Source organism: Kitasatospora sp. NPDC032150 (genome assembly GCF_055579945.1).
The window spans coordinates 1-22851 of sequence record NZ_JBVIMH010000002.1 but is presented as its reverse complement, the minus strand read 5'-3'; the positions used below and the strand labels follow the sequence as shown (position 1 = coordinate 22851).

Annotated in this window: 20 protein-coding genes and 1 pseudogene; 9 read left to right on the top strand and 12 right to left on the bottom strand. The window is 70.6% G+C overall.

Annotated elements, in window-relative coordinates:
* Positions 1–9 precede the first annotated feature (9 nt).
* Genes ACZ5ON_RS02425 through ACZ5ON_RS02415 form a run of 3 tightly spaced genes read right to left on the bottom strand, consistent with a single transcriptional unit; the run spans position 10 to position 3730 of the window.
* On the bottom strand, positions 10–1071 hold the full coding sequence (locus ACZ5ON_RS02425) for an ABC transporter ATP-binding protein (protein ID WP_465584066.1): 1062 nt from the start codon (positions 1069–1071) through the stop codon (positions 10–12).
* The gene (locus ACZ5ON_RS02420; protein ID WP_465584063.1) at positions 1068–2651 is read right to left on the bottom strand and encodes an ABC transporter permease; all 1584 of its coding nucleotides are present in this window, start codon (positions 2649–2651) and stop codon (positions 1068–1070) included. The genes ACZ5ON_RS02425 and ACZ5ON_RS02420 overlap by 4 nt, the downstream gene beginning before the upstream one ends.
* Positions 2648–3730, bottom strand: coding sequence for an extracellular solute-binding protein (locus ACZ5ON_RS02415; protein WP_465584059.1), 1083 nt, complete (start codon positions 3728–3730; stop codon positions 2648–2650). Before ACZ5ON_RS02415 ends, ACZ5ON_RS02420 begins: the two co-directional genes overlap by 4 nt.
* Positions 3731–4112: 382 nt before the next feature.
* Between ACZ5ON_RS02415 and ACZ5ON_RS02410 the strand changes: the two genes are divergently transcribed.
* Positions 4113–4895, top strand: a complete 783-nt coding sequence (locus ACZ5ON_RS02410; RefSeq protein WP_465584056.1) for a class I SAM-dependent methyltransferase — start codon at positions 4113–4115, stop codon at positions 4893–4895.
* A 195-nt stretch (positions 4896–5090) separates the two neighbouring features.
* Here the strand turns inward: ACZ5ON_RS02410 and ACZ5ON_RS02405 are convergent, their stop codons facing one another.
* The 3 genes from ACZ5ON_RS02405 to ACZ5ON_RS02395 form a co-directional block, all read right to left on the bottom strand.
* On the bottom strand, positions 5091–6569 hold the full coding sequence (locus ACZ5ON_RS02405; RefSeq protein WP_465584053.1) for a sodium:solute symporter family protein: 1479 nt from the start codon (positions 6567–6569) through the stop codon (positions 5091–5093).
* Entirely contained in the window at positions 6566–6820 is a 255-nt protein-coding gene (locus ACZ5ON_RS02400; protein ID WP_465584050.1) for a DUF3311 domain-containing protein, read from the bottom strand. The genes ACZ5ON_RS02405 and ACZ5ON_RS02400 overlap by 4 nt, the downstream gene beginning before the upstream one ends.
* Before the next feature lie 211 nt (positions 6821–7031).
* Positions 7032–7694 (bottom strand): O-methyltransferase, encoded by a 663-nt coding sequence (locus ACZ5ON_RS02395; protein WP_465584047.1) that lies wholly within the window; start codon positions 7692–7694, stop codon positions 7032–7034.
* 323 nt (positions 7695–8017) lie between these two features.
* Between ACZ5ON_RS02395 and ACZ5ON_RS02390 the strand changes: the two genes are divergently transcribed.
* A complete protein-coding gene (locus tag ACZ5ON_RS02390) occupies positions 8018–9436 on the top strand; it encodes a selenium-binding protein SBP56-related protein (RefSeq protein WP_465584042.1) in 1419 nt (472 codons plus the stop codon).
* 3 nt (positions 9437–9439) lie between these two features.
* Here ACZ5ON_RS02390 and ACZ5ON_RS02385 read toward each other — a convergent pair whose 3' ends face one another.
* Complete coding sequence (locus ACZ5ON_RS02385; RefSeq protein WP_465584039.1) at positions 9440–10318, bottom strand: LysR family transcriptional regulator; 879 nt, start codon at positions 10316–10318, stop codon at positions 9440–9442.
* A 162-nt stretch (positions 10319–10480) separates the two neighbouring features.
* On the opposite strand from ACZ5ON_RS02385, the gene ACZ5ON_RS02380 reads away from it, so the two are divergent.
* A complete protein-coding gene (locus ACZ5ON_RS02380) occupies positions 10481–11365 on the top strand; it encodes a DMT family transporter (RefSeq protein ID WP_465584035.1) in 885 nt (294 codons plus the stop codon).
* Between the two features lie 194 nt (positions 11366–11559).
* On the top strand, positions 11560–13566 hold the full coding sequence (locus tag ACZ5ON_RS02375) for a PIG-L family deacetylase (RefSeq protein WP_465584032.1): 2007 nt from the start codon (positions 11560–11562) through the stop codon (positions 13564–13566).
* A 143-nt stretch (positions 13567–13709) separates the two neighbouring features.
* Here the strand turns inward: ACZ5ON_RS02375 and ACZ5ON_RS02370 are convergent, their stop codons facing one another.
* Both ACZ5ON_RS02370 and ACZ5ON_RS02365 read right to left on the bottom strand, forming a co-directional pair.
* Positions 13710–14045, bottom strand: a complete 336-nt coding sequence (locus tag ACZ5ON_RS02370; protein WP_465584029.1) for a hypothetical protein — start codon at positions 14043–14045, stop codon at positions 13710–13712.
* A 176-nt stretch (positions 14046–14221) separates the two neighbouring features.
* Positions 14222–15448, bottom strand: coding sequence for a helix-turn-helix domain-containing protein (locus ACZ5ON_RS02365; RefSeq protein ID WP_465584026.1), 1227 nt, complete (start codon positions 15446–15448; stop codon positions 14222–14224).
* Positions 15449–15830: 382 nt separating this feature from the next.
* Between ACZ5ON_RS02365 and ACZ5ON_RS02360 the strand changes: the two are divergent.
* Positions 15831–16058: pseudogene (locus ACZ5ON_RS02360) on the top strand (site-specific integrase); the annotation flags it as partial.
* Between the two features lie 332 nt (positions 16059–16390).
* Here ACZ5ON_RS02360 and ACZ5ON_RS02355 read toward each other — a convergent pair.
* Positions 16391–17905, bottom strand: coding sequence for a polymorphic toxin-type HINT domain-containing protein (locus ACZ5ON_RS02355; RefSeq protein WP_465584023.1), 1515 nt, complete (start codon positions 17903–17905; stop codon positions 16391–16393).
* 200 nt (positions 17906–18105) lie between these two features.
* The gene (locus tag ACZ5ON_RS02350; protein ID WP_465584018.1) at positions 18106–18327 is read right to left on the bottom strand and encodes a hypothetical protein; all 222 of its coding nucleotides are present in this window, start codon (positions 18325–18327) and stop codon (positions 18106–18108) included.
* Positions 18328–18852: 525 nt separating this feature from the next.
* On the opposite strand from ACZ5ON_RS02350, the gene ACZ5ON_RS02345 reads away from it, so the two are divergent.
* Positions 18853–20055 (top strand): acyltransferase family protein, encoded by a 1203-nt coding sequence (locus ACZ5ON_RS02345; RefSeq protein ID WP_465584014.1) that lies wholly within the window; start codon positions 18853–18855, stop codon positions 20053–20055.
* A gap of 77 nt (positions 20056–20132) precedes the next feature.
* Here the strand turns inward: ACZ5ON_RS02345 and ACZ5ON_RS02340 are convergent, their stop codons facing one another.
* Positions 20133–21128 (bottom strand): LuxR C-terminal-related transcriptional regulator, encoded by a 996-nt coding sequence (locus ACZ5ON_RS02340; RefSeq protein ID WP_465585282.1) that lies wholly within the window; start codon positions 21126–21128, stop codon positions 20133–20135.
* A 163-nt stretch (positions 21129–21291) separates the two neighbouring features.
* Here ACZ5ON_RS02340 and ACZ5ON_RS02335 point away from each other — a divergent pair, with 163 nt between their 5' ends.
* From ACZ5ON_RS02335 to ACZ5ON_RS02325, 3 genes are all read left to right on the top strand, one after another.
* Positions 21292–21648 carry a hypothetical protein gene (locus tag ACZ5ON_RS02335; protein ID WP_465584010.1) on the top strand — a complete coding sequence of 119 codons (357 nt, stop codon included), beginning with the start codon at positions 21292–21294 and terminating at the stop codon, positions 21646–21648.
* 146 nt (positions 21649–21794) lie between these two features.
* Positions 21795–21932: a hypothetical protein gene (locus ACZ5ON_RS02330; RefSeq protein ID WP_465584007.1), complete on the top strand. Its 138-nt coding sequence runs from the start codon at positions 21795–21797 to the stop codon at positions 21930–21932.
* Between the two features lie 165 nt (positions 21933–22097).
* Positions 22098–22851: Ig-like domain-containing protein (locus ACZ5ON_RS02325; RefSeq protein WP_465584004.1), on the top strand; the 754-nt coding region annotated here is incomplete at its 3' end.

Here is a 22851-nt window from a genome sequence, read left to right as displayed (position 1 = left end):
CCGGCCGTCTCAGCTGCCGACGGCGGCGGGGGTGTCCTCGGACTCGTCCAGCGGGTGGGCGAGGCCCTGCGCCCGGACGTAGGCATCGTCGTGCGGCCACGGGCCGTCGGTGTAGGCGATCAGGCTGCCGGGCAGGCCGTCCTGCGGGTCCGGCCGGAGTTCGACGCGGTGGTCGTGACCGCGGAAGTGGGAGCGGGTCACCCGGGCCCGGACGGCCCCGGGGAGGGGGTCGGCCGTGAGGGAGAGCTGACGGGGGCGCAGCAGGACCAGGCCCCGGCGGGCCGTGCCCGCGTCGGCGGTCAGCGGGAGGCTGCCGAAGGCGGTGTCGGCCTTGGCCCCGTCCAGCTGGGCGGGGACCAGGTTGGCCTCGCCGAGGAAGCGGGCGACGGCGGCGTCGGCGGGTGCGTGGTACAGCTCGTGCGGGGCGGCCTGCTGGGCGATCCGGCCCGCGCGCATCACGGCGATGGTGTCGGCGAAGGAGAGCGCCTCCTCCTGGTCGTGGGTGACCAGGATCGCGGTGGCCCCGGCCCGGCGCAGGGTGGCCGCGACCTCGGTCCGCAGCTCGGTGCGCAGCGCGGCGTCCAGTGCCGCGAACGGCTCGTCCAGCAGCAGGAGTTCGGGTTCGGTGGCGAGCGCGCGGGCGAGCGCCACGCGCTGCTGCTGACCGCCGGAGAGCTGGTGCGGGTGGCGGTCACCGAGGCCGTCGAGGCCGACCAGGGCCAGGAGTTCGGCGGCCTTCTCGCGGCGCCTGCCGCGCGGCAGGCCGAAGCCGATGTTGCCCGCGACGGTGAGGTGCGGGAAGAGCGCGCCGTCCTGCGGCACGTACCCGATCCGCCGCCGTTCGGCCGGCAGCCGTGACCGGCCGTCGTCCAGGGTCCGTTCCCCGAGGGACACCCGGCCGGCCGCGGCCGGGTGGAACCCGGCGATCACCCGCAGCAGGGTGCTCTTCCCGCAGCCGGACGGCCCCAGGACGCAGGCCAGCGCCCCGTCCTCGACCACCAGGTCGACCCCGGAGAGGATCTCGGCCCGGCCGTGCCCGGCGCGCAGTCCACTGACCTTGAGTCCACTCAACGCGAATCCTCCGTACGGGAGTTGGTGCCGAGCGTGCGGCGGGTGAGCAACAGCACGGGCGGCACGGACATCGCCGTCATCAGTGCCGCGTAGGGTGCGGCCGCGCCGTACGCGAGGCCGCTGGTGTAGACCCAGAACTGGGTCGCCAGGGTCTGGGTGCCGGTCGGGCGGAGCAGCAGGGTGGCGGTGAGCTCGGTGCCCGCGGTGAGCGCGACCATCGCGGCGGCCGCGCCGAGGCCGGGCAGCACGAGCGGCAGGGTGACCCGCAGCAGCACGCCGAGCGGTGGCGTACCCAGCGAGCGGGCCACCTCCTCGACGCCGGGCGGCACCTGGGCGAGGGCGGCCCGTACGGCGGTGAGCGCGAGCGGGAAGAACAGGATCACGTACCCGGCGACCAGCAGCGGCGGCTGCTGGTACACCGGCTCGGCGTAGCGGATCGCGAAGTGCACCACCGAGAGCGCGACGGCGATTCCGGGCAGCGCGCGGGTGAGGTAGGCGGCGCGCTCGGCGGCCCTGGCCAGGCGGGTGCCGCGCCGCCAGCCGTACAGCGCCACGGGGACGGCGGCCGCGGTGGCCACCAGCGCGGCGGTGGCGGCGTAGCCGAGGGTGGTGAGCGCGGCGGAGAGCACGGACGCGGACGGCAGGGTGGTGGAGCTGCCGACCACCAGCCAGTACCCGAGGGCGTACAGCGGTACGCCGACCGCGGTGGCGACCAGGGCGGCCAGCGCCGCGAGGGCCGGCGGCTTCCAGCGCCCGAGCCGGACCACTGCCGCCCGGCGGCCCACGGCGCCCCTGCGGGCGACCCGTCCCCGACGGCCGCATCCGGCCTCCAGCAGGACCAGCAGCAGGGCGAGCGCCACCAGGACCAGGGTGAGCTGGGCGGCCGAGGCGGCGTCGAAGCCCAACTTGTACTGGGTGAAGATGGCGGTGGCGAAGGTGGTGAAGCGCAGCATCGCGAAGGCGCCGTACTCACCGAGCAGGTAGAGCGAGACCAGCAGCGCGCCGCCGGCCAGCGCGGGCCGGGTCAGCGGCAGGGTGACCCGCCACAGGGTGGCGAGCGGGCCTCGGCCGAGGCTGCGGGAGACCTCCTCCGCGGCGGTGTCGGCGCGCCGCAGGGTGGCGGCGACCGGCAGGAAGACCAGCGGGTAGAGGGAGCAGGTCATCACCAGGACCGCCCCCCAGTAGCCGCGCACCGAGGAGAACAGCGAGACCCAGGAGTAGCCGCGGACGAACTCCGGTACGGCGAGCGGGAGCACGAGGGCGACGGTCCACCAGCGACGGCCGGGCAGGTCGGTGCGCTCGACCAGGTAGGCGGCGCCGAAGCCGAGCACGGCGGTGGCCGCGGTCACGGCGGCGGCGAGGGTGGCGGTGTTCCAGAGCAGGGTGGCGATCAGCGGGCGGCCGAGCAGCCGCTGCGCCTGGTCCCAGCCCGCCTGCCCGGCCTGGACGACGACGAAGGCCAGCGGTGAGGCGACCACGGCGACGATCGCGAAGGCGAGCGGCGCGAGCAGGCCGGCGGCCCGCCACCGCGGCAGCGGTGACGGGCTGTCGGTGCTCCGTGCGGAGTGCGGGGTGCTCACGCGAGGAGACCGGTGTCCTGGAGCAGCTGGAGGGCCTCCTTGCCGTCGCCGAGGTCGGCGGCGGAGGCGACCGCGCCGACGGCGTCCAGCGCGGGCAGTTCGGCCTTCCCCTTGACACCCGCGACCAGCGGGTACTCGTAGCTCTCCGAGGTGGCGATCAGCGTCTGCGCGGGGGCGCTGTCGAGGTAGGCGAGGAATGCCTGGGCGGCCTGCTGGTGCTTGCCGCCCTTGAGCACGCCGGCACCGGAGACGTCGACCAGGGCGCCCGGGTCGGTCTTGGTGAAGTAGTGCAGCTTGGCGTGGGTCTGGGCGGCGGTCTTCTCGTCGCGCAGGCGGTAGAAGTAGTAGTGGTCGATCACGCCGCCCTCGACCTCGCCGCTGTTGATCGCGGCGGCAAGGCTCTCGTTGCTGTCGTAGCTCTTGGCGTTGGCCTTGAGGCCGAGCAGCCACTGCTTGGTGGCGTCCGCGCCGTCGGTCTTGATCATCCGGGTGACGATCGGCGCGAAGTCGGTCTCGCTGGGTGCGATGCCCAGACGGCCCTTCCACTCGGGCTTGGCCAGGTCGCGGACCGAGGCCGGCGGCGCGGTGTCGGCGGGCTTGCCCTCGGCGGCCAGGAAGGCGGCGGTGCGGGCGGACACGCCGACCCAGTCGCCCTTGGGTGAACTGTCCCCGGCGGGAACGGACTTGAGGGTGTCCGGCTGGACGGCGGCGAGCAGGCCCTGCTCCTCCAGGACGGTGAGCGCGGGCGGGTTCTCGGCGTAGAAGACGTCGGCCGGGGAGGCCTTGCCCTCCTGGAGGATCTGGTTGGCGAGTTCGGCCTCGTCACCGGAGCGCAGGTCGACCTTGACGCCGGTGCGCTTCTCGAAGTCGGCGGCCAGCGCCTTGACGGTCTGCTCGTGCTGGCCGCTGTAGACGGTGATGGTCTGTCCGGCGAGCGCCTGGGCGCCGGTGGCGGCCTGCGAGGGGCCGTCCGACGAGCTGCCGCCCGAGCTGGAGCAGGCGGCCAGCGCAAGCACGCACGCGGTCGCCAGCGACAGCGCCGCGGCCGGACGGACAGCACCGATCCTGGTTCCGAACATGGTGAGGGTCCTCCGCGATGAGCGGGGCCGGCCTGACGGCGGCACCCCGAGTGGCTGGGCCAGTCGGATGCGGGGGCACCCCCGCACGCCCGGGCGGGAAGCGCCGGGACCGGCCTGGCGACACAGAAACCTAGGACAGGAAAGGCTTGCCTAACAAGTTTCTAGCCGTCAGATCTCGGCCCGGCCTCGACGCAGACACGCTTCGATCCCCGAAGCGTCAACCCCCGGCAAAACCAGCGGGGACATCGCAGCTCAGAGGGCATACACACCACCCGGGGAACGCCCACCCCGCGCGCCACCGCGCCCTCGCGCAGCCGCCTTCACCTTCCCTGCACACGTTAATTCGCTGGATTGCGCTCGGAAATGCCGCAATGATCCCGATATGTCACAGACGACGCGAAGCTTTGACGAACTGGTGGCCGAGGCCGAAGCCGCCCCGGTGGAGGGCTGGGACTTCTCCTGGCTGGAGGGTCGGGCGACCGAGCAGCGGCCCTCCTGGGGGTACCAGCGACTGCTGGGCGAGCGGCTGGCCCTCGCCTCCGCCGCGCTGGACATCCAGACCGGCGGCGGGGAGGTCCTGGCGGGCGCGGGGAACTTCCCCCGGCTGACGGTGGCGACCGAGGGCTGGCCGCCCAACGTCGCCAAGGCGACCAGGCTGCTGCACCCGCGCGGGATCGTGGTGGTCGCCGACCGGGACGAGCCGCCGCTGCCGTTCGCCGACGAGGCGTTCGACCTGGTGGCCTCCCGGCACCCCGTGACCGCCCACTGGACGGAGATCGCCCGCGTCCTGCGGCCCGGCGGGACGTACCTCGCCCAGCACGTCGGCCACTCCAGCGTCTTCGAGCTGGTGGAGTACTTCCTCGGACCGCAGTCCGAGGAAGTACGGCGCGGGCGCCACCACGGGGACGCCCGCGCGGCCGCCGAGGCCGCCGGCCTCGAGGTGCTTGACCTGCGGATCGAGTCCCTGCGGACGGAGTTCTTCGACATCGGCGCCGTGGTCTACTTCCTGCGGAAGGTGATCTGGATGGTGCCGGGCTTCACCGTCGCCGAGTACCGGGACCGCCTCGCGGAACTGCACGAGCTGATCCGGCGCGAGGGGCCGTTCGTCGCCCACGCCACCCGGTTCCTGATCGAGGCCCGCAAGCCCGTTCGGACGGACGCCTGAGCCGGCGTGCGGCCCGGGGTACAGCGCCCCGGGCCGCACCGGTCCCGTGTCAGGCCAGGGCCACCAGGTTCAGGTACTCCTCGCTCCACAGGTCCGGCGGGGACCGGTAGGTCCACACTCCCGCAGCCGGCGCGCCGGGCTCAACTCGCCCGGGCGGCAGCCGAGTTCGCTGCTGTGGGAACGTGCAACTCCCGTTCACCCCGCGTCCCCGGCCGCGGGCACCGCCGCCGCCACGGCCGACGGCCGGGTGACCGCGGAGACCGCCAGCAGCACTACGGTGTTCACCAGCAGCGCGATCACCCCGATGTTGACGTCCTTCACCGCCTGCGGCAGGAAGGGGAGCAGGCCGCCGGCGGTGGTGTGGGTCAGCGTGGTGGCGGCGACCGTGGCCACGCCCGCGACGATCCCGGCCGCGGCGCCCTGCTTGGTGACCGACCGCCTGGCGGCCAGCGCGAACAGCAGCGCCGGGAACAGCTGGGTGACCAGCGCGTACCCCATGAGCAGCAGGTTCACGATGGTGCTGCCGCCGTTGAAGGTGAACACCAGGGCCAGGGCCGCGAGCAGCGGGACCAGCAGCTTCGTGAGCCGGCCTGCGGTCCGCTCGTCGGTACCCGGCCGCAGCGGCAGGAGGACGTTCCTGGCCAGGCAGGTGGCCGAGGTCATCAGCAGCAGTGAGCCGGGCACCAGCGCGGTCAGCAGCCCGGCGCCGCCGACGACCCCCACGAACCACGGGTCGAAGGATTTGACCGTGACCTTCAGCAGCGAGAGGTCCCCGTCGGCACCCTTGAGGCCGGGCACCGCGATCACGGCGGCGAACCCGGCGAAGAACACGAACAGCAGGATCAGCTGGTACAGCGGCAGGACGACCGCGTTGCGCCGGAACACCTTCGGGTCCCTGGCACTGAAGGTGGCGCTGAAGGTGTGCGGCCACATGTAGAAGCCGAGCGCCGAGAGCAGCACCGTGGAGACGAACCACCACGGACTCAGCCCCTGGTGCGGCAGGGTCAGGAAACCCGGCCTGGCGGCATCGATGGCGTGGAACATCCGCCCGATCCCGCCGGAGTAGTGCAGCGGCAGGTAGATCCCGAGGAACACCACGACCCCGAGGATCAGCACGTCCTTGACCACCGCGGTCCAGGCCGCCCCGTGGATCCCGGAGATGGTGACGTACCCGGTGAGCGCGACCGTGCCGATCACCACCGCGGTGTGCGGCGAGACGTGCCCGTACGAGGCGGTGGAGACGATGATGCCCAGCCCGGTGAGCTGCAGCACCAGGTACGGCACCATCGCCACCACACCCACCAGCGCGACCAGCGCTCCGAGCGCCGGGCTGTCGAACTTCCGCGCGAAGAAGTCGGACTGGGACAGCAGCCGGTGCTCCTTGGCGAAGCGCCAGACCACCGGCAGCAGCCAGTACGAGATCACATACGCGAGCGAGGCGTAGGCGAGGACGTAGAAGGCCGGTCCGCCCTTCCCGTACGCCCAGCCCGAGGCCCCGAGGAAGGTGAAGGTGGTGTAGATCTCCCCGGCCAGCAGCAGGAAGACGAAGACCGAACCGAAGCCCCGGCCGCCGACCGACCACTGCTCCAGGTCCATGTCCTTGCCCCGCCGTGCCCGCAGCCCCAGGCCGACGGCGAGCAGCAGGAAGGCCGCGATGACGGCGAGTGCGGTCACGAGCCGGCCTCCTCGGCCTCGGCCGGCTCCCGGTTGCTCGGATCCAGCCGGTAGACCACCCCCGTCACCACGGATCCCAGCACCAGCCAGAGGACCATCCAGAACAGCAGGAAGGGCATCCCGAGCACATAGGGCGTCACCCGGTTGGCGAAGAAGACGCCGCCGAGGATCCCGGCGAACGGCACGGCACCGAGCAGCGGGAGCAGCGCCCCGCGGGCTCCGGTGGATCTGGTCCTGCGCGCAGAGTGCATCCGGTCATCCCCTGGAGGTCGGCCGCCCGGTCGGTCGCCCGGCCGGTCGGCTGGTCGGTCGGCTGGAGCCGGTGGTGGCCGGTCGTCCTCGGGCCGGCACCAACCGCGAACCTCCAGGACCTACCACCGGCGCGGCCGCTCCATGCGGGCTCCACCGATACTCCGTCATGACCATGCCGCTTCGGAGTGCGGACCGCCGGGGCGGTCCGGCTCAGTCCAGCCGGCGGGCCAGGGTGAGCCCGTCCGCGACCGTGAGCAGCACCGCCTCGACCCTCTTGTCGGTGCGGACCACCTCGTTGAAGTCCCGGATCGCCCCCGCGCTGCCGGTGGCGTCCGGATCGACGACCTGCCCCTGGAAGAGGGTGTTGTCCAGGACGATCAGCCCGCCGGGCCGCGTCCGGCGGACCAGTTCCTCCCAGTACAGCGGGTAGTTGGCCTTGTCCGCGTCGATGAAGGACAGGTCGATCCAGCGCTCCTCGGGCAGCGCGCGCAGCGTCTCGATCGCGGGCGCGATCCGTAGCTCGATCCGGTCGGCGACACCCGCCTTGGCCCACGCCCGCCGGCCGACCCCGGTCCACTCCTCGGAGATGTCGCAGGTGATCAACTTGCCGTCCTCGGGCAGCGCCCGGGCCATCGACAGTGCGGACAGCCCGGTGAAGGTGCCGACCTCGACGATCCTGCGGGCCCCGATCAGCCGGACCAGGAACGCCAGCAGCGGCCCCTGCTCCTGGGCGGTCTGCAGGCCGGCGCTGTCTGCGTACGTGCTGTGTGTGATCTCGACCAGCTCCTGCTGCACCGCATCGAGCGGCGGGTTCTGGCTCAGCACGTAGGCGTAGAGCTCGGGCGTGAGCGTGGGGTTCTTGGTCTCGGTCACCGGCGTCTCCGATCAAGGGGCGTTGTGCGTGGACCGACCGGCAACGGGGCCCGTGGCGTCGCATGCCGGTCGCTCTTGGCTCACAGCATCCCATCGAGTCGCTCGCACATCACGTTCCACTCTGGCCGCTTGACGTCCACTCAGGTGGATCCCGGCATCCCGTCCGCCGGTGCACCGCAGCCGTAGCGCGCGCCCCTTCGCCCCCGTGCGCCCCGTGGCGCGCCCGCGGTTGTGTGGAAGGCTGCCTGGGCAGTTGTCTCATTCCGATCGCACTCCCCCGTACCTGTTCCCGGCCGGGCTCCCGGTCGAGTTGAGGAGTCGTCATGGCAGACGCGCACGCCGCCCAAGGACACACGGATCCGTCGCTGTACCGGACCCCCGCGGAGGCGGTGGCCGCACCTCCGGAGAAGCTCGCGTACGTCGTCGGGTTCGACCGGTCCGCGAGCCGTCCTGACGCCCTGATCACCGTCGACACCGATCCCGACTCACCCGGCTACGGCCGGGTGCTCAACTTCGCCGAACTTCCGGAGACCGGCGACGAGTTGCACCACTTCGGCTGGAACGCCTGCTCCAGCGCGCTGGCCCACGCCTGCCACAGCAACCCCGAGCGGAGGTTCCTGCTGCTGCCGGGGCTGCGGTCCTCCCGGCTGCACGTCATGGACACCCGGCCCGACCCGGTGCGGCCGAAGCTGGTGAAGACCGTGAGCGCCGAGGAACTCGCCGCCACGGCCGGGTACTCGCGCCCGCACACGCTGCACTGCGGTCCGGACGGCGTCTTCCTCTCCTGCCTGGGCGGTGCGGACGGCGCGGACGGCCCCGGCGGCGTGGCGCTGCTGGACCACACCACCTTCGAGGTGCTGCGCGCCTGGGAGAGTGACCGGGGCCCCCAGCACCTCGCCTACGACATCTGGTGGCACCTGGCCGGCAACGTCGGCATCACCAGCGAGTGGGGCACCCCGTCGATGGTGGAGGAGGGGGTGGTGCCCGAGCTGCTGCTGGGCCGCAAGTACGGCCACGCCCTGCACTTCTGGGAGCTCGACTCCGGCCGGCACCTGCAGCGGATCGACCTCGGCGACGAGCACCAGATGGTGCTGGAACTCCGCCCGGCGCACGATCCGGAGCAGCAGTGGGGCTTCGTCGGGGTGGTGACCAACGTCGAGGACCTGTCCGCCTCGGTCTGGCTCTGGTACCGCGACGGCGCCGCCTTCGCCGCCCGCAAGGTGATCGAGATCCCCGCCGAGCCGGCCAAGACCGAGGACCTGCCGCCCGCCCTGCAGCCCTTCGGCGCGGTGCCGCCGCTGGTCACCGACATCAACCTGTCGGTGGACGACCGCTGGCTGTACGTCTCGGCCTGGGGCACCGGCGAGCTCTTCCAGTACGACGTGACCGACCCGTTCCACCCCAGGAAGACCGGCTCGGTCCGGCTCGGCGGCATCACCGGCCGGGCCCCGCACCCCACCGCGCCCGACGTCCCGCTGACCGGCGGCCCGCAGATGGTCGAGCTGAGCCGGGACGGGAAGCGGGTCTACCTGACCAACTCCCTCTACGGCTCCTGGGACGACCAGTTCTACCCCGGAGGCATCGACCCGTGGATGATCAAGCTCGACGCTGACACCGTCAACGGCGGGCTCACCGTGGATCCGCGCTTCTTCCCGCACGGCGCGGACTTCCGGGGCCTGCGGGTGCACCAGACCCACCTGAGCGGCGGTGACGCCTCCTCGGACTCGTACTGCTTCCGCTGACCGCTATCCGGCAGGGACGCCGCCGGCCGTCGCCACCAGCGCGGTGAGGGCCGGATGCCAGGGCCGGTCCGACGGCCCGGTGAGGACGAGCCGGCGGGTCACCCGCGGGAGCAGCGGGACCAGCACACAGCCCGCCGGGATCATGGCGTGGGCCAGCGCGGGCATCACCGAGACCCCGATGCCCGCGTGCACCATGCTGATCAGGGTGCCCACGTCGCGGATCCGGTGGGTGGGGGTGAAGCGGGCGCCGATCCGGCGGTAGATCTCCCGGATGTGGCGCTCGCAGCCACCCTCGGAGAGCAGGAAGACGTCGTCCTCCAGGTCCCGGACGTCGACCACCGGCTGCCCGGCCAGCGGATGGTCCCGGCGCAGCAGCGCGTGCATGGAGTCCTGGGCGAGTTGCAGCGACCCGGCGGGGGCGGGGTCCGGGTCGATCAGGACTGCGGCGTCGACCGTACCGGTCGCCAGCCACGCGGCGAGTTCGTCGTCCTCACCCTCGAAGATCCGGACCTTGACCCGCGGATGCGCCGCGCGCCACTCTCCCAGCAGCCCGGGCAGCAGCCCCTGGCACACGGTGGTGGGCGCGGCCAACCGCACGGTGCCGGCGGGGCCGCCCCGGTGCCGGGCGGCGATGACCGCGATGGCGTCGGCGGAGGCGGTGGCGGCGCGGGCGTGCGGCAGCAGCTGTTCGCCCAGCGGAGTGGGCCTGACCCGGCCGGTGCGGTGCACCACGGGTGCGCCCACGGCGCGTTCCAGGGCCGCGACGGCGTGCGAGACCGCGGACTGGCTGATGCCCAACTCCCCTGCCGCGGCGCCGAATCCACCGCTCTCCGCGACGGCGACCAGCGCCCTCAACTGCGCCAGGTTCACTCCGCCCGACATGAGCAACCCTCATCCCTGCCGTGCTGTCACTTGTTGGACTCATGATCACCCGCTTCGGCACGGTGTGTCCACGGGCCCGCTCGGGCCCGGTGGGTCGGACCGGCCGGCGCCAGGGTCCCTGCCCGTGGCCCGGCCGGTCCCGGAACGGAAGCAGGTGACGAGGTGCGGCAGTGGTGGCCGGGTTTCATGGCGCTGTCGGCGATCTGGGGTGCGAGCTTCGCACTGATCAAGGTGGCGGTGGACGCCGGCGTGCCACCGGTCTGGGTTGCACTGTGGCGCTGCGTACTGGGCGCCGCCGCGCTGTGGACGATCCTCGCCGTCCGGCGCGAGGCGGTACCGTGCGAGGCCCGTGCCTGGGCGCACTCGGCGGTGGTGGCGGTGCTGCTGAACGCGGCGCCGTTCGTCATGTTCTCCTTCGGCGAGACCCGGATCAGCTCGGTGCTGGCCGGGGTGTGGAACGCCACCACTCCCCTGTTCACCCTGCTGTTCGCGCTGCTGACCGCGAGTGGTGAACGCCTGGGAGCGCGCCGGGCCACCGGGCTCGCCCTCGGCTTCACCGGGGTCATGGTGGTGCTCGGGGTGTGGCGGGGCATCGAGTCGGGCCAGCCCGCCGGCAGCCTGGCCTGTCTGCTCGCCACGGCCTGCTACGGCGCCGGCTTCGCCTACACCCGCCGCTTCCTCTCCGACCTCCCGCACAGCACGACCAGCCTGGCCACCCTCCAGATCAGCTGCGCCACGGCCGAGTTGGCCCTCATCGCCCCGGCGGCGGCCGGCGCACCGCACTGGCCCGGAGCCGCCGCCGCACTGGCCCTGCTGGTACTCGGCGCCCTGGGCACCGGTGTCGCCTACATCCTCAACCTGAACCTGGTCCGCACCGCCGGCGCCACCGTCGCGGCCACCGTCACCTATGTCACCCCGCTCTGGTCCACCGCCCTGGGCGCCCTGCTGCTCGCCGAACCCGTGCACTGGAACACCGCCCTCGGCGGCCTCCTGGTGATCGTCGCGATCGTCCTCACCCGCACCCCGCCCCGCCCCCTCCGGGCCTGAGCCGCCCGGCGGGCGGCGTGTAAGGTGCATGAGACGGGGTGGTCCATGTGTTCATCTGTCGTTCACCTCGGCCCGAAGACCTGGTGGTCCCGGGAACAGATGTCCAGGTCTCAGCAGGGGGCGGCAGCCCTCCACCGGGTTCGAGGAAGTTTTCCGTGACAGTGCGCCGCCCCAGCCGAATATCCCGCCGTGCCGTGCTCGCGGGGATCGCGGCGCTGGCGGTGGCGGGCTGCACGGCCAAACCGGCCGCCCCGCCGGTGCCCCGGCCGCGCGCCTCGCTGTCGCCCGAGAGGGACGGGACCAGCGGCAGCACGATCGTGCAGGTCGTCGCCCACCCGGACGACGACCTGTACTTCATGAACCCGGACCTGGAACAGTCCATCGACGCCAACGACCGGCTGGTCAGCGTCTACCTGAACTGCGGCGAGAGCGGCGGGGTCAACAAGGTCCCTGGCGCGAAGAACCCCCCCGAGCCGGACGAGGCGGCGTACGCGGGCGCCCGGCGCCAGGGACTGCGGCAGGCGTACGGGCTGATGGCCACCGGGAACCACCTGGCCCCCTGGGACGTGTCCACCGAGACCCTGCCGGACGGCACCGTGGTCGAGGTGGACACCCTGGGCGGACACCAGGGCGTCCAGTTGGTCTTCCTCGGAATAAGCCAGCACTTCAAGACGGCGAGCGGAGACAGCGTCAGCCTGCCGGACCTGTGGGCGAACCCCGCCGCGGTCAGCCGGACCCTGGTCAGCACCGGCTCCCCGGTGAAGAGCGCCCACCAGGTCACCCACGACAGCCTCATCGCCGCCCTGGTGCATCTGCTCGACCGGTACCAGCCGACCCTGGTGCGGACCCTGGACCCGGACCCGGACATGCAGGTCCACGACGACCAGCACAAGCAGCACCACGACCAGGACGGCTACTCCGACCACCCGGACCACACCGCGGCCGCGCTGTTCACCCACGCCGCCCTGGAGCGCCACCGCGCGGCCGGCGGCCGCCACTACACCGTCACCGCCTACCGCGGCTACTACAACGAGCGCTGGCCGCAGAACCTCCCGGCGCAGCTGGCCCGCCGCAAGGCCGACGTCCTCAACGCCTACGGCGGCTCCCCGGACAACGGCTGCACCTTCACGGCCGGCTGCGGCGACTACGACGTGGGCCAGGACCGCTCCTACGGCACCGGCTGGCTGCAGCGCACCAGCGTGCGCTACCCGGCCACCGCCCCGTGGCTCCGGCTGGACGCCGACCACCGACTGACCGCCTTCGGCCTGCTCGACCGGCAGGCCGCCATGTGGCAGGAGACCGCTCCCGGCAGCGGCAGGTGGGGTGAGCCGCAACTGCTCGACGGCGCCGACCTGTTGCCGGGCATCACCGCCTCGCTCACCGAGGACGGCCGCTGGCAGCTGTTCGCCGAACGGATGGCCTCACTGGGACCGGCCGCCGCCGACAACCGGCGCGAGATAGTCACGGCGGTGCAGAGCGCCAAGGGCGGCCAGTTCGGCGCCTGGACCTCGCTCGGCAACCCCGAGTCCGACCCCGACCACGGCCGCCGGGTGGGCGGCCCGGTCCTCGCCCGCAACGCGGACGGCACCACCCAGCTGTTCGTCCGCAACTGGGCCAAGGGCATCTCCACCCGGCAGCAGCGCACCGACGGCAGCTGGAGCGACTGGACGGACCTGGGCGGCGCGGATGTCCAGGAGGGCCTGGCCGCCGTCACCGACGGCTCGGGCCGGATCCACGTCTTCGGCGCCGGCCACGACACCGTCCACCACTGGGCCCAGCAGCAGCCGAACGGGCCGTTCACCGTGGTGGCGACCGGCCTGCCGGCACCCGCCGACCCGCCGAGCGCGGTCGTCCGCCCCGACGGCACCGTGCTGCTCGCCCACCGCGAGGCCAAGACCGCCCGCCCCCTCGCCCACCGCCTGGAGGCCGGCGGCACCTGGAAGGACGAGCCGCTCGACCTGACCCCCCGCGGCTTCGGCCCGCTCACCCTCCTCGCCTTGCGCGACGGCATCCTGCTGGCGGCCCGCAACAACGACGGCTCCACCAGCCTGGCCACCTTCGGCTCCGGCAAGCCGGCACGCTGGAACACCGTCCCCGGTCCCGTCGTCGGCACGGCGGCCCTCGCCCTCGACGTCGACAACCGGCCGGTGCTCGCCCGTCTCGGGCCGGACGCGGCGCTGCACTGCGCGCCGGTGCCGTAGGCACACGCTGCAAGAGCGCAGCGCCGTTCCCGAGGACGCGCCGGAACCGCTGGTCACGGCTGGAACGGCAGCCAACCGCGCTGGACCGCCCGCACCCCGAACTCAAGGCGGAAGGTGGCGCGCAATGGTCCGGCCACAACGGCTCAGCGGTTGATCAGCTCACGGGCCACGAGGAGGCGGCCGCCGGCCTTGGCGACGGACCGGCTCACGCGCGCCTTCTCGGCAGGCAGCACGGAGAGCATCTCCTCGGTCGGGACGATGATGACGTCGGCCTCGCCGTCGCGGAGCATCTGGAGGGCGCAGGTGAGTCCGCGGCGCTGGGTGGGGTCGGTGGCGCCCTCGTCGTCGTGGATCACTCCGGCGAGGTGGTGTCCGGAGTCGCGGGCGACGCGTTCGCACATGGCCTTGCGAGTGACAATGGGCTCGCCCTTGGCGGTGCACAGGTAGATGACAGCGATGGGCTTCGTGGGCTTGGTCATCCTTCATCCGATCTCGGTAGCGGCGCGGCACCGGACGACAGGTGAAGTCGTGCCAATGCGTGCGCGTGCGGTTACTGAGATCGTGTCGTCCCAGGTCGGAGCGTCCCAGGACCGTGCGGGGTCAGTCCGCCTGTCATCGGGTCAGCAACTGATACGTGGTGTCTCAGCTGCGCTGGTCAGAGTTCGACGGCAAGGAAGTCGGCGAGTTGGACGAGTTGGGGGGACAGGCCGCGCTTGCGGCGGGTGACCAGGGTGGTGGTGATGTCGCGCGCGTAGCGCTGATAGCGCAGCCACTCGGGGGCGGCCCGCTTGATGCCGGTCAGGATCTCTACGGCCCGCGTGTAGTCGCGCTGCTCGGTGTGGGCGGCGGCGAGGTCGAGCAGGTGGCGGTTGCGGTTGTTGGAGGTCGACCGCCTCGGCACCGTGACCTGGGCCGAGAGTGCGAGGGCCTTGCCGTACTCGCGCTGGACCATGGCGTTCTCGACTTCCTTCATGGCCACGGTGGTGGGGCCGAAGGTGGTCCAGTACTCGTGGTAGTCGATCACCTCTCGGCCGACCAGGACGGCGGCGGCCCTGGCCTGCCGGATCATCTCAGCGGCCTCCGGGCTGCGGTTGTTGCGGACGGCGGCGGCCGACCCTCGCAGCAGCAGCCAGCCCCAGGTGCCGAGGTGGCTGGCGTCGGAGTTCCGGAAGGACGGTTCGATCACGTCGGCCGTCTCGACGGCGACCTGCTCGGCCTCGTCGAAGCGCCGTTGCCGCAGCAGGAGCCAGCACAGGGAGACCACGGCCGAGGCGGCGAGGACCCGGTTGCCGCTCTGCTCGGCCAGGTCGATGGCCCGGCTCAGCGCCTGGTAGGCGAGGTCGTCGTGCCGGAGGTGGATCAGCGTGGAACCGGTCAGCTGGTACGCCTGCGCCTGCACTTCCAGTGCGGCCAACTGGGCATCACCATCAGCGAATTCGGCGAGCTGGGCGGCCTCGGTCAGGATGTTCGGCAGGGCTCCGACGGTGGCGGCGTAGTCGTCGCCCAGATAGAGGCGGTTGCCCTCGCGCACCGAGATTCGCAGGCCGGTGAGGGTCGGGGCGTCGGCGGTGTCGTCGGCCAGGGCGACCCGGCCCAGGCCACGAGCGGGCGTGATGACTCGGCGGATCGCCAGGATCCCGGCGGGGTCGACCTCGGGGGCGACCGGTGGTTCGATCGGGCCGGTCTGCATGAGGTCCGTGGTCTTCACGCCGAGGGCTTCGGCAAGCTGACGCAACGTACCCATGCGGGCGCTTTCGCGATCGTTGCGCTCCAGCTTGCGGATGGTCGCCACCGATACTCCGGACGCCTCCGCCAGCTGTTCCTGGGTCATGCCCCTGCGCCGACGGACCCGGCCGATCCGGTCCCCGATGCTCTCCGCCATGGCCACCCCTGCACACGTGACTTCGTTCCCCGCCAACCGTACGCCGCCTGCCCTGCCTTCAGCGTGAACAGCTGGTGACTGCACCTGGCTGGGCAACACTGCCTATCAGGGATCAGCTGTGCTTCCGTGCGGTGCTCTTCTTCGGCCTGGCGGCGGCTTCCAGGGCTTCGATGCGCTCGCGCATCTCCTCGATCTGCTCCAGCTCGCCGGGCAGGACATCCTCCAGGTGCTCCGTGCGCTGGCGGGTCCTCAGCTCCTCGGGTGTTGGGCCGCTGTAGGTCTCCAACGCGCCCGGCACCGGCGCAGCTGGCCGACGGCGACGACTGCTCAACCCGAATGCCGCGCTTCCTCCGCCGAGCGCACCTCCGTCAGATCCGCTTGCTCGACCGCGACCCTCCTTTGGGAACAGGGCGTCGAACTCGTCGTCATCAAGGAACTCCTTGGCCACGCTCAAATCGGGGTCACCGCCACGGTCTACGCACACGTCCGCCTCCGCCTCCAGCGCGACACAATTGACCTCCTCGGCCGTACCTTGGGCCAGCCCTCCGAGGCGGCCACCGACCCCGACGACGGCGACGATCCGCTCCTTTGTGCAGCACCCGTCCGCTGATACTGCCGTCAAGACGGCCAGAAGGCCCGCCGGATCCGATTCCGGCGGGCCCTTCTTCGTTCTTTCTCTTAACGCTCAGGAAAGCTCGTCGAGCCACTCCCAGTCGCCCGGTCGCGAGCGCAGCTCGCTAATTCCATACTCCAGACAATCCTCGAGGCTGCGAGAGTCAGTGTGGATACTCCCCTTCTCTCCCATTCCCGGACCGGACATAACTATCGTCCAAGGCTTCCCGCCACTTGCCATCCTCTCGTGGTCCACCTTGAGAATTATGGTTACACCAGCGCTTCCCAGTCGCTCCATAAACTGCTCGATGTTGATCCAATTGTCACTCATCAGTACCCTCGCAACATCTTCGCGATCTCGCCAACGTCCATGGTATGGCCAGCTTCCCGAGAGTCTGCAACCCTGCCGACTACGCTCCACAGCTGATCGCCTGATGGCCCACTCATGATTTTGTTGCGGTCCATCAACTCCTGCACAACCGCCACAGCAGTGCGCTTATTTCCGTTATCAAACATGTGACTACCGGCAATGTCTCTAATAATCACGGCCGACTTCTCCCAGAAACTACCGTACCGATCCGCGTTGATTAGGGCATTCTCGGGGGAGCCGTTAAGCAGTCGCGCCCCGCCAAATCCCTGGTTTATTGTCGAGATCTCATCTGACGTTATGCCGACCTTGAAACCACCGAGACCTCCGCAGCCCGGGCCAGCGTTATGTACCAGCACTGGCGTATTACCTGCCAGTGCATAGTACGTGTGGATCGTGTTGACGGTGAGGTTGTAGGTCGACTGGACGGTCTTCCAGTGGTGGGCTGCGGCAATCGGGACAGCCCGGCCTTCGACCGTGCGGACGGAGTCACCCGGAGCGAGATCGACAGCGTCAGCCCAGGTCCGCCGGTTTTCGGACGAGAAAGGGTGGTGGTCCGTCGAGGTGATCGTGCTGGTAGTGCCGTCCGCCGACCCGATGGTGAGATCGGTGAAGTCACGGTCATCCGGGGTGTAGATGGCGGCATCGACCCGGCGGGCGCTGATTGCCCCCGTCTCGGGATCGGTTGCCCGAACCTGGTCGCCTATCCGAATCTGTTCGATCGGACGCGCCGTGCCATCGGCCATCAGAACACGCGTGCCGGCGGGAAAGCTGTTCGGCTGCGTCAGGCACGAGGGAAGATGGGGTTCGAATCCGGATTCCCTCGGCCGGTCGCGGATCAGGTTCTTGAGGAGAATCTCACCCTTGTCGCCCCACTTTGCGAATTTGACCGCAGAGGCCGCGTAACCCTCGATCGGAATTGCGGAGGCGCAGGACAGGCCGGCGTCGACGTAGTCCTTCTGCAGGCCGTAGACAGCACAGTTCAGGAGGTCAGCGGGTGCTCCGGCGCCAGGGACGAGGCCGACTACGTCGAGGAGGAGATGGACAGCGTCCAGCGCAGTGAAGTCGGCATCTCGGTCGTAGCGGTGCGCGTTCCGGAAATCCTGGAGAGTCTTGTCGAAATTCCGCTCCCACTCCTGGTTGTCCAGGTACGCCACCCAGGCTTTGCTGCTGGCGACGCTCGCCTCGTTGGCGGCCTCGGTCCTGCTCTTGCCGGTGGCTTCGGCGGAGATCCTGGCGTCGTATGCCGCTCGACCTGCCCCCCGCGGCTTCGGCCCGCTCACCCTGCTCGCCCTGCGCGACGGCATCCTGCTGGCGGCCCGCAACAACGACGGCTCCTCCAGCCTGGCCACCTTCGGCTCCGGCAAGCCGGCGCGCTGGAGCAGCGTCCCGGTCCCGTCGTCGGCACCGCGGCCCTCGCCCTCGACGTCGACAACCGCCCGGTGCCCGCCCGCCTCGGGCCGGACGCGGCGCTGCACTGCGCGCCGGTGCCGTAGGCACATGCTGCAAGAGCGCAGCGGGGACGGCTGATGCCTGAACCAGCACCATCAGTGGGACGGAACGCTCCTTCAAGACCAGAGGAGTGCCCCGGGGGGCGTCCCGGAAGGCACTCCTCTCCATCGGATCGGGTGGGTCATCCGGAACGTTCTGCACCTCATCATCACCATCCCCTTTCTTCTCACGGCTTGTACGGGAAGGCATTGAAAACCTTCCGTTCATCATTGATGAAGCTTCGAATCCCATGCTCGCCCTTGGTCCCGAGCGGCCGCCCCATGTCGACCTGCACCTTGAATGAGCCTCCCTGCCCGGAAGGAATGCAGCCCGTTCCGATCAGCCGAGCACCCGGGCGGTGCGGCTGGCGGACCGGCAACAGCGGCCGCGCAACTGGCCGTTCGATCACCGACGGGCGTGCTGGTGGGTGCCGTGCGCCACGCATCCACCGGGGACGGCTACCGCCAGCGGAGCACCCTGCCCTACGGCCTCCCGGTGGTCGCCGCGGTCGCCTTCACCGTGCCCGGCCCCGTCCCCTCCGGTTCTGAGGCGCCGCGCGGGCGGCGTGTAAGGTGCATGGGACGGAGTGACTCCATGCGTTCACCCGTCATATACCTCATCCCAAGGATCTGATAGTCCTGGGTACGGATGTCCAGGTCTCCACAGGGGGAGCCAGTCCTCCGTCAGGTTCGAGAAAGCTTCCCATGACAGTCCGCCGCCCCAGCCGAATATCCCGCCGCGCCGTACTACTGCCTGCGCCGCCCTGGAGTACCACCGCGCCACCGGTGATCTGTCTCCGTCGTCGGCGCCCTGGCCTCGGCCCGGACGCGGTGCTGCACGGCGTACCTACCGGATGAGTGCTCCAGCCGGAACAGCGCCCACTGCCCGCCCCATGGCAGAGCCCGGGATTGCCAATCAGGAGAGTCACAGCAGCATGATCAAGAAACCGCGCTACCGCCGCACCACAGCTCCGGTGGCCCCGCCCCCGTCCGGCAAGCCCCGACTGGCGGTACTGGACGGACTGCGTCTGGTGGCGGCATTGATGGTGGTGCTCTACCACTACACAGCGATGGACACCCCCTGGGACGGGCACACCCGGACCGTCTTCCCGTCCCTGCACCACGTCTCCCAGTACGCCTGGATCGGGGTGGAGGTTTTCTTCCTGATCAGCGGATTTGTCATATGCATGAGTAGTTGGGGCAAGTCGCTCGGCGATTTCGTGGTCTCGCGTGCGTCCCGGCTCTACCCGGCCTACTGGGCCGCCGTGGTCATCACAGCAGTCGTGATCAGCCTCTGGCCGCAGGTCGAGCACATCCGGAGCTGGACCCAGATCGCGGCCAATCTGACCATGCTCCAGGACGGCATGCGCGTCCATGACGTGGACGGCGTCTACTGGACGCTGTTCACCGAGATGAAGTTCTACCTGCTGTTCGCCCTGCTGGTGGTCACCCGGGGCGTCAACTACCGCAACTGCGTGCTCTTCTGCGGCGTCTGGAGCGTGGTCGGGATCGCCGACTACTCGGTCCCCAACGACCTGCTCGACATGTGGGCCATGCCGCTCTTCTCGCCGTACTTCATCGCGGGCATCGCGCTCTACCTGGTGTACCGTTTCAAGCCGAACGCGGTCCTGGTGGGCATCCTGGTCATCTCCTTCCTGCTCGCCGAGAACGAGATCGTCAAGCGCGTCGGCCTGAACCTGAGCGAGCCGAACCGCTCGATCGCGGCCTGGCCCGCCCAGATCCTGATCGCGGTCGCGTTCGCCGTGATGACCCTCATCGCCCTCGGTGCGTTCGACCGCATCCAGTGGCGGTGGCTGACCACGGCGGGCGCGCTCACCTATCCGCTCTACCTGCTCCACGAGAACATCGGCTGGACCATCATCAACGCCCTCAAGCCGCGGGTCAGCCCTGTCCCGCTCGTGGTCGGCACCGCGATCGCCATGATCGTTCTGGCCTGGCTGCTGCACCGCACCGTCGAGCGTCCGCTCGGCCGCAGGTTCCGCACCACCCTTGACCGGGCCATGACGGAGATCCGGCAGAACTCGCTCCAGCCGAAGGAGCGCGAGGTCCCGCCGCCGGCCTCCGAGCTGCACTCGCAGGACCCGTCGCAGCGAGCTCTCGCCGGTTCCGCCCGCTGAGCTCACCTCACCCAGCCGGAAGCGGCTCGCCCCCTGCTCCTCCCCGGTGCAGGCCGGCGGGCCGCTTCCCGCTTCTCTCACCGGCCCTGCGGCAGCCACCCTCGCTGGACCGCCCGCACCCCGAACTCGAACCGGCTGCGCGCTCCCAGCCGCTCCATCAGGTCCGTGGCCTGCCGCCGGGCGGTACGGGCGGAGACGGCGAGCCGCTTGGCGATCGCCTCGTCGGTGAGCCCCTGCGACAGCAGTCTGACGATCGTGGACTCCTGGGCACTGAGGCCCGCCTCGTCCCTCACCGTGCCGCTGGTCAGCGGCTGGGCCGAGGTCCAGACGTGCTCGAACAGCGCGCACAGGGCGGTCAGCGTGCCCTGTCCGGTCAGTACCACCGCGCCAGCCCGGGTGTCCTCGCTGCTCACCGGGATGAGGGCGGCGCTCCGATCAAAGATGATCATCCGGGTGGCGAGCTCCGGTACGGTCCGGACCTCGCCGCCGAGCTCCGCCAGCCAACTCACGTACGCCACGGTGGGCTGGCTGTTGCGCACGCTGTCCAGGTACACGGTGCGCATCCGGATGCCCCGGCCCAGCAGGTCCCGGTCGTGCGGCTTGGACGCCTCGATGCTCTCCGGGCTGTGCGCGCCCCCGGGGGCGAAGGTCATGATCTCGGTCCGCAGCTCGCGGGCCAGCCCGGCGATCCGGTCCCGGATCTCGTCGAGACCCACCAGCTGCTCCACCCCGGGCTGCGAGGCGGCGGGCTTGAGGTCCGCGAACTCTGCGATCAGCTGCGCCGCCGCGGCTCGGGATGCCTCGATCCGCAGCTGCTGCGCGGCCAGCTCGGCCTGCTGGCGGGCCATCAGCAGTTCCAGACCGACGTCCGGCGACACCGCGCGAAGACCGCCCGTCTGCCCGTACGAGGGGCGGATCAGGGCCAACTCACTGAGCACGTCCAGACTCCGCCGGATCTCGTCCTCCGACCGGGCCAGCCGCTCAGCGAGTGCACTCACCCCGTCCTTCGGATGGGCGAGCATGCACCGATAGACGGCCTCCGACACGGCATCCAACCCGAGCGCGGTCAACACGATGCGCATCCCCCGATGAGCAGATTCTGAACTCAAGCACACAAGATCATTTCATTTAGACGCTCGAAAGGCCAACGCGGGCCGTGGCCGGTTTGGGCCATGGACGGAATCGGCCCGATTGGCCATCTATTGGGATGCATGGGCGTCTTGGAACGGTAGAGCCATGTACCTCATCCACGCAGACCTCCGCGCTCCGCACCCGGACACGACGCTGCCCCAGGACACCGGCGCACTCGTCCGTGCGGTCGCCATGCCGCACGAGCAGATCGAGCACATCGCCGTGCACAGGGGCTCAGGTCCTGAACCGGTGCTCGGTGTCTACCTGATCGCCGATCACCTGGATGCCGCCGAGGCGCTGGTGGCCAGGCTGTGCCAGCGCGCCATCGATACCGTCCCCGCCCTGCGCGGCTGGTCGGTGCCCCGGATCGGAGCACCTCTGGTCACCCCCTTCTACGAGCGGCTGCTGTCCTCTTCGGGCCTCGCTGGACGGATCAGTCCAGGGCCGGTTCCGTCCACCTGAAACCCCTTCCACCTGCTCTGAGCTGCGACGAAGCTAGTACTCGCCAGCAGGGAACACTGCCCCGCAGGCAACACCGGACGAAGCGTCAACCGCGGGACGCGAGACCGGGAAAGCACTCGTCCCAACTCCTGCAGAGGACCACTCCCATGCTTCGCACCTCGCTCGCCAAGGCCGCCGCGGTCACCGCTCTCGCCCTCGCCGCCACCGTACCGGCCGCCGCCCAGACCTCCGCCACGGACATCCGCACCACCGCCGCAGTCCCGGCCAACACCATCTGGGACTGACCCGTCGCCGCCTGACGGCTCCGACGTTCAACCGCCGCCGCTCCGCCACCGTCGACCGCTGCTCCTGCAGGGCAGCCGTCCGTACCCGAGCAGGCCGGCAAGCCGTCAGCGCTCTCTGACCAGGCAACCCCACCTCACTCTTCTCACCCAGTCAGGACTGCCGCCATGTCTTCCCAGGCCTCGAAGTTCACCCGGATCGCCCTCGCCGCTGCCATCGCCGTCTCCGGCGCGGTCACCACCGCCGCCTTCAGCACGACAGCCGCCCATGCGGCGAGCACCTCGTCCGTCGACGGCCAGATCACCCGCTCCGAGATCATCGCCCGGGCCCAGTACTGGCTCGGCAAGGGCATCCCCTACGACCAGGGCAGCTCCTACCCCGATCAGGACGGTCGCAACTACCGTACGGACTGCTCCGGTTACGTTTCCATGGCCTGGCACCTCAGTTGGAGCCCGAACACCCAGGGGCTGCCCGGCCTCGCCTACGAGATCCCGCGTAGCGACCTCAAGGCCGGCGACATCCTCAACAGCTACTACGACCACGTGATCCTGTTCGAGAAGTGGGACGACGACGCCCACACGACCTTCTCCTACTACTCGTTCGGCTCCACGCCGGTGAAGCACCGCACCGGCGTCTCCATCAACGCCGACTTGCTCGACAGCCACCCGAACGGCGACTACAAGGCCCTGCGTTACAACAAGGTCGTCGACGACGTGGCTGCGCCGTCGGTGGGTGTGAACCAGCCGGTCGGTGACCAGTCCGGGACGGTGTTCCTGTCCGCGTCCGCGTCGGGTTCGGGTGCGGTCTCGCTGAGCACCCAGTTCTTCGTGGACGGCCAGGCGGTCGGCTCCGACACCGGCAACAACCCCAGCATCACCTGGGACACCACCACCGTCCCCGGCGGCACCCACCAGATCACCG